This is a genomic window from Shewanella sp. SM32, assembly GCF_025654235.1.
GTDB lineage: Bacteria > Pseudomonadota > Gammaproteobacteria > Enterobacterales > Shewanellaceae > Shewanella > Shewanella oncorhynchi.
This window is the reverse complement of record NZ_JAKKRO010000060.1, coordinates 22,373-31,513: the sequence shown is the minus strand read 5'-3', so window position 1 is coordinate 31,513 and position 9,141 is coordinate 22,373. Positions and strand designations below refer to the sequence as shown.

The following is a 9,141-nucleotide window of genomic DNA, read 5'->3' as shown; positions in this document are numbered from 1 at the left end:
CTTTGAATGCATTACAAATTGTGAGAATAGAGTGGCTCTGCTTGAGTGCGCTGATTAGCGTAAATTGTTCATCGAGTCTGACATCAAGAGAGCGGTAGCCTTTTTTAGGATAAGATTGTGCTCCTCAAGACGAGCTATTTGCTTCTTCAGCTCACGGATTTCAATTTGTTCAGGGGTAATCGGAGATGCTTTTGGTGTGCCACCCTGGCGTTCTAGTTTTAACTGTCTCACCCATTTATCCATAGTGGATTTACCTACGTTCATCGCCTTTGCAGCTTCGATAATGCTATGGTTTTTATCGAGGACTAATTGGGCTGCTTCAAGTTTGAATTCAGCACTAAATGTTTTTCTGGTTGTCGATCTCATGTGTTCACCTAAAGTCATCTACGAGGTAATAATATCACCTCTATTTAGGTGGCCAAAATTAGTGTGCCACTACACATCCCCTGCGAAGTTGCCGCGGGGCGTTGGAATAAATTGCGTGAGTCCGGACATGGATGTCCGGCTAGCTTTCGCAGGTGCAGGGACGTTGCCTTCGGAAGCGATAGCAATTTATCCATAAGACCAAGGCCAGTCTCTAATGCATGTAACTTCGCTAGGGGCGGCAAGGGAGATCCAAGAGGGAATTGCTGTTGATCCCCTCTTGGTCGGGTGTGGGTTGAAGACCCACGACTTTGATTTATCTCGGCCGTAAGGCCGCAATCAATATAGTATTGTGCTAAACAGCACCAATATTAGCCTGAGGGGTGAAGCCCCACGACTTTTTAACTAAAGCATTCAAACGTAGTTTGGAAAGTTTTAAAGTCTCACTTTGGTGCCAATCAATTAAGTTTGAGTTGCAAAAATCTATTATGATCTCCGCGCTATAACAACTTATCTTGCTATAAGGATTACCGTGTCTCAGCCATTGGAAGAACCTAAGTTAGAAACTGCGCAAATTTGCCCTCTGTGCCAAGGCTCGAATCAATGTGCTGTGATTTTAGGTAAGGGTATTGAGGACTGTTGGTGCGCTCTGCAAACATTTCCACCTTTGGCCGCCTTGCAAGCGCAAGCATCAGATTTGCCGCTAGGGGCAATCAACCATATTTTACCGTCTGCTGATTCGTGTATTTGCCAAGCTTGTTTTATCCAACTTAAGCAGGGGTTAAGTCTGGGGCAGATCGCAGAGGAGGATGAAAAAAGCCCATCGAGTGTGAGCGACGGGCTAGGTTATGAGGTGAAATAGCGGGCTATTAGTTTATGGTGTAATCCATTTGCACGCTAGTTTGTGCCTCCACGGCTATACCATTTTCAAACTTGGGTGCGTAACGCCATTTATTTAAGGTTTCAATACTCTCTTTTTCAAATAAAGCACCACCCTTAGAGGCTAAAATTTCAGGGTTTTTCACGAACCCATGTTCATCGACAGTAAATTTAAGCTGAACCCAGCCACTTTTACGTTGCTTAACATAGGACATTGGATAGTCAGGTACGATACGGAAAATAGGTTGTTGTTCCTGTGCGTCGGCCCAAGGACGCATTTTGCCGATAGCAATACAGTGGGCGGTGGACTCGTCACGCTTTCCTTGGCGCTCATAGAGTTCGACTAAATAAGCGTGGGCACTTAAGGCATAGGGATGGCTAAAGTTAAGGGCTTCAAACTGCTTAACGACTTCTAAAAGTAATGGCATCGCCTTGTCATCATGCTTTTCTGCATACTCAACGGCACCCACCACATAGGTTGCCTTGACTCTGTCTATGGCGTTCTCTGGTAAAATCTCTTTATAAATATCATAGGCATCGAAGGCATAGCTTCTTACGCTTTTGGTGTATAGCTCTGTATTTGATAAGCGGTTGAAGGCGGCCATTTTTACATCGGCGAGCAGTTTCTTTTTATCGGATTTTTCAGCAATTGCGATAGCAGTAAGCAAATCATTTTTCGCATCTTTGGCTTCAACTGCGGTTTGTGCAGCACCTAGTAAGGGGTCGATAAGCTCAAGCGCTTCTTTGCCATAATGAACTTTATAGTTTGCAAGAGCGAGCTGATACAATTCATTCGCCTTCGCCGTTTTTGGCAGATTCTTTTCTGCAAATGGGTAAGGGGAGACTTGCTTTTCTATCGTCGCGGCCCAGTTCATGGCGAGGTTAGCTAAGTCGACGCTGTCTTTGGCATATTGGGCTTCGCCGAGTTGATAAGCGGTTTTTGCGCTCGCTTCAATATTTGCAGCATCGCCTTTTTCTACGGCGGCTTGATAGTCACTATAGGCTTTGGCAAAGCTATTTTCTGAGGCATGCACGCTAAGAGAAGTGCCTAAAGTGAGGGCAAGAAGACAGGCAATTGGCAGCATTTTTCCGTGTGACATTCTATATATCCTTATTATTGATGAATTTAGATGATACATAGGTGTACATTTTGAGGCAAGTTAGTTTGGCTTTTGTTAATGATGCTTGTGGGGAATGCAGATAACTGAGCACTGATAACTAAGAGCTGAGATTGAAAATAAGCGAGCCCAGCTGAAACTGAGTTCGCTTATTTATCAGTGTTTTGTCGTTTTACTCGCCGCAATCACTTAGCAGTGAAAGTCACTGCGAACTGTCCAAGCGCGCCGTATTCAAATTTGCAGACCTGTGCCAATGGCAGATCGAGGACGCCAGCGTAAGAGCCTGTGATCACATATTGCCCTTGAGTTAAGCCAATGCCTTGGGCGGATAAAAAGTTAACTAACCAGTAGAGTCCCGCCTTAGGGAAACCGTTGGGATGAATGGCGGATTTTTGCAGTGTGTCGCTTTGCTGGTGCTCGCCATTGGCAATATCAACGCTGAGTTCAAAACAGCTGGTCTCTAAATCTGCTAGTGGGTTTAGCACTGGCCCTAACCACAGTCCTTGATTGACTAAGCCATCGGCGAGGGCATCAAAATGCGTCGCTTCACTGGGTGTGTGGTAGCGGCTTTTGATCAATTCTAGCGCCAAACGAATGTCACCTAAGGCCTCGTCGATTTCAGCCTCTGTGTAAGGCGTGCTTCTTGGCGGTAAATCGCGAGCAATCTCGAAGGCGAGTTCGGGTTCGACTCGGGCGAGGCCTTTAGTCGATGGATAGAGTGGGCAAGTGGTCGATTGTTGATACACATCATCTTGATAAATAGGCGCTACGACGGTTTTTTCCGCCGTGGGTACTAGGCATTTCCACGCCGCGATAGGATTGTTGTCGCTTGCCTTAAATATTTCTGCTACGGCTTGTTGAATAGCGAAGGCCTGTTCGAAGCTGGTTGGCCTTAGTTCTGGGATCAGTAAATCGCCGCTCGTGCCTGCTGCGCGGCGCTCGGCTAATTCCTTGGCTGCGGTATTAATATGCGTTTTAACTTGTTCGATCGTGGCGGTAGATAACATTAACTTTCCTATTTAAAGCGTTAGCTTAAAAAGAAGTGGCCTAGAGAGTGTGTGGCAGAAGCCATTTTTATGGGCCAAATATACTCGGTTATTGGCAACGCGGGAAATGCCAATGTTGGCTTTCGGGGTAAATCTGCTGCAGTTGAATCAAGAGTGCGGCCAATATTCCAATTATCGTAAGATGCTGAAACTTGCCTCACATAAGTGTCAGCTAAAGTATCCAAGCTAACGCGAATCTTTCCATGATTCGCCGCTAGATATTGTGTTGGCTCAGTGCCAGAATGGCTGTCCATTTTGCAGTTTCTACTGGACTCCTCCGTGAACCTTAGCCATAACGCCCCTCAGGCAAATAATCATGCTCAACTCGGGCTCCTGTTCATCTCAGTTGCGGTTTTATTTTGGGGCATGTTACCTATAGCATTAAAGCTCTCGGCGGCCTTTATCGATCCCGTGACTCTTACTTGGTTTCGTTTTCTGGTCGCGCTTTTAGTCAGCATAGTGATCCAATGGAGCGCAGGTAGTCTTAAGCAATTTGCAGCACTCGATGCCAAAGTTTGGTTAAGGTTAGTGCTTGCTGGCATCTTCTTGATGCTCAATTATGTGTCTTTTGTTTATTCACTCGATTACCTCGCACCGGGCGCCGCCCAACTGAATTTCCAGACTTCGCCCTTTTTCCTCGCGTTTGGTGGTGTGTTGTTTTTTAAGGAACGGCTTAATGCGGTGCAACTCAGCTGTTTTGCAACCTTAGCTTTAGGTATGTTGATGTTTTTCCATCCTAATTTAAATTTTTCTGGGGCTAATAATCATCAGGTTTGGATTGGGGTGATGATCATCCAGTTCTCAGCACTGTCGTGGACTAGCTATGCCTTATTGCAAAAATCCTTACTGAATCGTTTGTCGCCCGCGAACGTGCTCTTAGTGATCTATGGCTTAGGTATTTTCGTAATGGCTCCCTTTAGCGACTTTAGCCAGTTTGTCCGTATGGACAGCTTCGATTGGCAGATAGCACTGTTTTGCGCCGCCAATACCTTGATCGCCTATGGCTGTTTTGGCCAGTCGATGAAGTACTGGCCGACGGCGCAGGTTAGTGCCATGTTGGCCCTAACACCAGTATTTAGCTTTAGTGCCACGGCGTTAGTGGTGAGCCTTGGCTGGTGGCCAGAAGTATTCCGTGCTGATGAATTAGATGGTTTATCTCTGCTGGGGATTGGCGTGATTATTGTGTCTGTGATGGTGGTGCAATTGCTGCCTATGTACCGTAATCGTCAGGCGAAGCGTTTGCAGGCTGTCTAACGCAGACATTTTATCCATGGGAAAGGCCAGTGATCACTAGACTCAGCGAATTAAAACTTCAGGATATCCGTGGCGTCATCTTCGATCTCGACGGCACCTTAGCGCATTCTAATCCCGATTTTGCTGGGTTGCGGCGTGAATTGGGGATTCATTCTGGTACGGATATCTTGGCCCATGTCGAGAGTCTGAGTACTGATGAAGCACGGGCTAAGGCGTTAGACATTGTCCATGAGTACGAAAGACAAAGTTCACTCAAGGCCAGTTGGATTGATGGCGCGAGGGAGCTTATCGAATGCCTACGGGCCAAGTCACTTCCCTTGGCTATTTTGACTCGCAATATGCCAGAAGCGGCGCAAATCACTATCGATAAACTCGGCATAGATATCGCACTGGTATTAACACGCTATGATGCGCAGCCTAAGCCGCATCCCGAAGGTATTCATCTTATTTGCCAGCAGTGGCAACTCGCGCCCGCAGAGATCTTGTATGTGGGGGATTATCTGTTTGATCTGCAAACTGCGCGTAATGCGGGTAGTCACTGTGCCCTCTATTGCCCTGAAACCATTCCCGATTATGCCCACGACGCCGATATGCTCGTTACTTGCTACCATAGCTTTATTGAAGCATGGACAGTTGGCGACTAGGCATTTTTTTGGGCCGTGACTGCATCTTGCTTATCTTGTTTCAGTCCCAAGCGCATGCTATCTAATAAGGCAATTAGCCAGCAGAGGATAAATCCATACATCAGCTTGTCCGCACCATCACGAATGGTTGCCGTGGTTTGCTTGGTCACTTCGGCTGTAATCACGCCTATATCTAGCGGTAAAACACCAGTTTGAATATCAAGTGAGATAAGCTGTGCTACTTGCATGACTTGTTGCAGCATCAGGCCAAGACTCAGTATTGCCAGCACAAAAAACACTAGGGCGCTGCGTTTATGTTGCAGATAGAAATGGCCGCTGCCGGGGGCGACGAAGGCGGATAATAGTCCAGCGGTAAGGGCTTTTTTCATGGGAGTCGATTACTTATGCCATTAAACTCTTTGGAGATTAGACACTAAGCTTTATCTTTGCTAAAGGCAAACTAAGACAAAATCAAGACAACAAAAAAGGAGCCTAGGCTCCTTTTTTAGTCTCTAGCTTAAGCTAGATTAGTCTTCACGTGGTTTACGTGGCTTACGCTCACCGGCAGGTTTGTCTGCACGAGGTTTGCGGTCAGCAAATGGCTTGTCACCAGTAGACGCAGCGCGAGGCTTACGATCACCCGCTGGGCGGTCACCTGTTGGACGATCGCCACGTGGTTTACGGTCACCCGCAGGGCGGTCTGAACGAGCACTGCGGCCTGAATCAACAAATACTTGATCGCCAGCTTCGCGGATGTTCAATGGCTTGCCACAAACACGTACTTTACGTAGGTGCTGTAACACGTCTTTTGGCATGCCGTCTGGCAGGTCAACAGTGGTCACTGCATCGTAAAGTTGGATTGCGCCAATGTAACGGCTGTCGATGTTAGCTTCGTTTGCGATAGCGCCAACGATGTTACCCACACCTACACCATTCTCACGACCTACGTCGATCACGTAACGGCACATTTTTAAATCTGGGTTGTCTTTCAACGCTTCAGCTGAGCCTAAGCTTGCTGGCATTGGACGCGGTTCGCGACTTCTGCGTTCACCACGCTCACCACCACGGTCATTACGATCACTTCCGCGGTCGCTACGTTCAGTGCGCTCACTGCGTTCATCACGAACACGTTCTTGAATGGCTGGCAATTGCAAAGGACGTTCTTGCTGAACTTGCTGTAATAATGCAGCGGCTAGCAGATCGGTATCGACTTCTAACTGTTGGCATAATTGAGCAACAGCTTCTTTCATGAAATCTAAATCGCCGTTGATTGTTTCAGCCAATTGCTCACCTAAGCGAGACAGACGACGTTCTGCAACTGTCTCTGGGCTTGGGATTTTCATTGGTGAAATGCGGCTGTTAGTTGAACGTTCGATAGTGCGCAGCATGCGCATTTCACGGCTAGTTACAAACAGGATCGCCATACCAGTACGGCCAGCACGGCCTGTACGGCCAATACGGTGTACATAAGCTTCGGCATCATACGGAATATCGTAGTTCACAACGTGACCGATACGCTCAACGTCAAGACCACGGGCCGCAACGTCAGTTGCGATCAGAATGTCTAACTTGCCACGTTTCAGTTGGTCAACTGCACGCTCACGGGCTTGCTGGTTCATATCACCGTGTAGTGGTGATGAAGCATAACCGCGGGCTTCTAACTTCTCAGCTAACTCAACACATGAGTTACGAGTACGCACGAATATGATCACACCTTCAGTGTTTTCAACTTCTAATACGCGTACTAAAGCTTCAAGTTTGTTGTGTTGTGATACTTGTACGAAACGCTGTTCGATTGACTCAACCGTAGTTTGGCTTGATTCGATACGAACATGTACAGGATTACGTAAGTGCTGGTTAGCAACACGCTTAATTTGCTCTGGCATAGTGGCAGAGAATAACGCCAGTTGGCGTTCGCTTGGCGTGTGCTCAAGGATCCATTCGATATCATCGATGAAGCCCATTTTTAACATTTCATCGGCTTCATCGAGCACTAAGGCTTGTAATGAATCGAGTTTCAAGGTGCCGCGACGCATATGGTCCATAACACGACCAGGCGTACCAACGATAACTTGTGGGCCACGTTTCAGGGCATTCAACTGTTGTTGCATGCTTTGGCCGCCATAAATAGGAAGAACGTGGAAATTCTTCATAAATTTGGCATAGCTACTGAACGCTTCGGCAACCTGCACGGCTAATTCACGTGTTGGTGCTAATACTAAAATTTGCGGTGTAGTTTGGCTGGTAACTTTGTTTAATAGTGGTAACGCGAAGGCGCCAGTTTTACCTGTACCTGTTTGCGCTTGACCTAAAATATCTTTGCCAGCCATAAGTGGATCGATACTGGCTGATTGGATTGGCGTTGGTTTTTCATAACCTAGCTCGTCAAGAGCACGCAACAAATTCTCGGATAGGCCGAGTTCACGGAAAGTTCTTTCATCGGATGACATTGGGTTGTAGCCTTGTGGATGCGCGCGCGAAATGGCGCTAAAGTTTCACAGACAGAAAATCAACCCCGTGTCGATTTCCCGCGAACGACGGATTATAGCAGCATGGCGGCCACTTTACCAATCAGAGTCACGCTATTTAACCTGTTTTCTGCATTTTTTTCGCTAAAACTGAGCAAGAAACGCGCCACTTCCCATTAATTCTTTAAATATTCAACATTTAATTGAAGTAACTCGAATGCTGACTCTGTCACTGCCGCAAGAAAAGTGATGTCGATTGTCGCGACGGTATCCTCTGGTGTGTGATATTGGGGATGGGTCGGCACACCCAAATACAGCCAAGGGATATTCGCTTTGTGGAAGGGGTAATGATCCGACGCCCGCAGCCAATCGGTACTTTGTATGCTTCGACCAACGGGTTTAGGGTGCGTGAGTTTAATGCAAAGTCGGTTCTGTTGATTCAGTAGGGGTTTAAATTGATTGAACTGAGTGAAGTTTCGGCTGCCTTCAAGGTAAATCGCATAGGGCCTGCCGGGGTGACCCACCATATCTAAATTCAACATCAGCTCAAAAGTCGCTTCTGGCAGGCGGGTTTTGAGTTGTTCAACCAAGGCGATGCTGCCATAGAGTCCCGGTTCTTCGGCATCGGTTGCCACAAACATCAGATTCACCTTAGGCAAGGTATTGGGTTGCTGAGCAAATTGCTGCTGCCAATGTTTGGCAATCGCTAGCATGGCGGCGACGCCGGAGGCGTTATCATCGGCGCCGTGGTAAATCTTGCTGCCGCTCATGCCTAAGTGATCATAGTGGGCGACGATAATGCGCCATCGATTTGTCGGCTTTGTCGCCATCGCGGTGGCGACCACATTGTCGCCAGTTTCTTGGGTGAAGAAGGTTTGGTATTCAAAGGGCACGATAAAGTCCGCTCCCCAAGGCTGTAAACCTAGCCCCTGAAATTGCTGCTTTATATAGTCACGACTTTTTGCCGCACCTTGGGTTTGGGTTTTGCGGCCTTCAAATTCATCCGAACTTAATACTGTGACTGTCACTTGTAACTCTGTGGGCTCGGCCCAAGTGAGTTTTAGCTCAGTGCGTGCACAGGTTTCGGTTGAGTTAGCGCAGCCAGTGAGGGTGGCTACAACAAAGCAGGCCAGTGCAAATAAGCCAAGTCTTTGGGATTGATGTCTTATAAGGTGCATGATCTTGAACTTGGCGAGCAGCTGACCGATACGACTGTGGTTGAATAGAGTCAATGCGCTTAGGTTTATGTCGCTTAGATTTTTACTTAAAAGTGATTGATACTGCCTCGGTAATATAAGGTGAGTCACTGGGGACTGAGTGCTATCACGCATGGACATTCCTTATCGCTGAAGCCTTCGCCAGAAGATGAATATCATCTTTGCCTAAATCC

Annotated in this window: 8 protein-coding genes and 1 pseudogene; 3 read left to right on the top strand and 6 right to left on the bottom strand. The window is 47.2% G+C overall.

What is annotated here, in order from left to right; all coding sequences use genetic code 11:
• A pseudogene (locus L5M10_RS19090) lies at positions 1-366 on the bottom strand (transposase); the annotation flags it as partial.
• 529 nt (positions 367-895) lie between these two features.
• On the opposite strand from L5M10_RS19090, the gene L5M10_RS19085 reads away from it, so the two are divergent.
• Complete coding sequence (locus L5M10_RS19085) at positions 896-1,225, top strand: cysteine-rich CWC family protein (protein ID WP_263255751.1); 330 nt, start codon at positions 896-898, stop codon at positions 1,223-1,225.
• Positions 1,226-1,232: 7 nt separating this feature from the next.
• Here L5M10_RS19085 and L5M10_RS19080 read toward each other — a convergent pair whose 3' ends face one another.
• Together L5M10_RS19080 and L5M10_RS19075 are read right to left on the bottom strand one after the other, a co-directional pair.
• Positions 1,233-2,342, bottom strand: a complete 1,110-nt coding sequence (locus L5M10_RS19080; RefSeq protein ID WP_263255750.1) for an energy transducer TonB — start codon at positions 2,340-2,342, stop codon at positions 1,233-1,235.
• Between the two features lie 203 nt (positions 2,343-2,545).
• A complete protein-coding gene (locus L5M10_RS19075) occupies positions 2,546-3,367 on the bottom strand; it encodes a hydratase (RefSeq protein WP_263142106.1) in 822 nt (273 codons plus the stop codon).
• Positions 3,368-3,685: 318 nt separating this feature from the next.
• Between L5M10_RS19075 and L5M10_RS19070 the strand changes: the two genes are divergently transcribed.
• The gene (locus tag L5M10_RS19070) at positions 3,686-4,660 is read left to right on the top strand and encodes a DMT family transporter (protein WP_113940039.1); all 975 of its coding nucleotides are present in this window, start codon (positions 3,686-3,688) and stop codon (positions 4,658-4,660) included.
• 29 nt (positions 4,661-4,689) lie between these two features.
• On the top strand, positions 4,690-5,304 hold the full coding sequence (locus tag L5M10_RS19065) for an HAD family hydrolase (protein WP_263255749.1): 615 nt from the start codon (positions 4,690-4,692) through the stop codon (positions 5,302-5,304).
• Here L5M10_RS19065 and L5M10_RS19060 read toward each other — a convergent pair.
• From L5M10_RS19060 to L5M10_RS19050, 3 genes are all read right to left on the bottom strand, one after another.
• The gene (locus L5M10_RS19060) at positions 5,301-5,672 is read right to left on the bottom strand and encodes a DUF6677 family protein (protein WP_263164509.1); all 372 of its coding nucleotides are present in this window, start codon (positions 5,670-5,672) and stop codon (positions 5,301-5,303) included. The two genes, L5M10_RS19065 and L5M10_RS19060, sit on opposite strands and share 4 nt — an antisense overlap.
• 138 nt (positions 5,673-5,810) lie before the next feature.
• Positions 5,811-7,733, bottom strand: coding sequence for a DEAD/DEAH box helicase (locus tag L5M10_RS19055; protein ID WP_011847889.1), 1,923 nt, complete (start codon positions 7,731-7,733; stop codon positions 5,811-5,813).
• Positions 7,734-7,927: 194 nt separating this feature from the next.
• Positions 7,928-9,082 carry a M28 family peptidase gene (locus tag L5M10_RS19050; protein ID WP_263255748.1) on the bottom strand — a complete coding sequence of 385 codons (1,155 nt, stop codon included), beginning with the start codon at positions 9,080-9,082 and terminating at the stop codon, positions 7,928-7,930.
• Positions 9,083-9,141 lie beyond the last annotated feature (59 nt).

Coding starts and splice junctions, on each gene's coding strand:
- L5M10_RS19055 (WP_011847889.1), bottom strand. CDS start 7,733: ATGTCATCCGATGAAAGAACTTTCCGTGAACTCGGCCTATCCGAGAAT.
- L5M10_RS19060 (WP_263164509.1), bottom strand. CDS start 5,672: ATGAAAAAAGCCCTTACCGCTGGACTATTATCCGCCTTCGTCGCCCCC.
- L5M10_RS19050 (WP_263255748.1), bottom strand. CDS start 9,082: ATGCGTGATAGCACTCAGTCCCCAGTGACTCACCTTATATTACCGAGG.
- L5M10_RS19080 (WP_263255750.1), bottom strand. CDS start 2,342: ATGTCACACGGAAAAATGCTGCCAATTGCCTGTCTTCTTGCCCTCACT.
- L5M10_RS19075 (WP_263142106.1), bottom strand. CDS start 3,367: ATGTTATCTACCGCCACGATCGAACAAGTTAAAACGCATATTAATACC.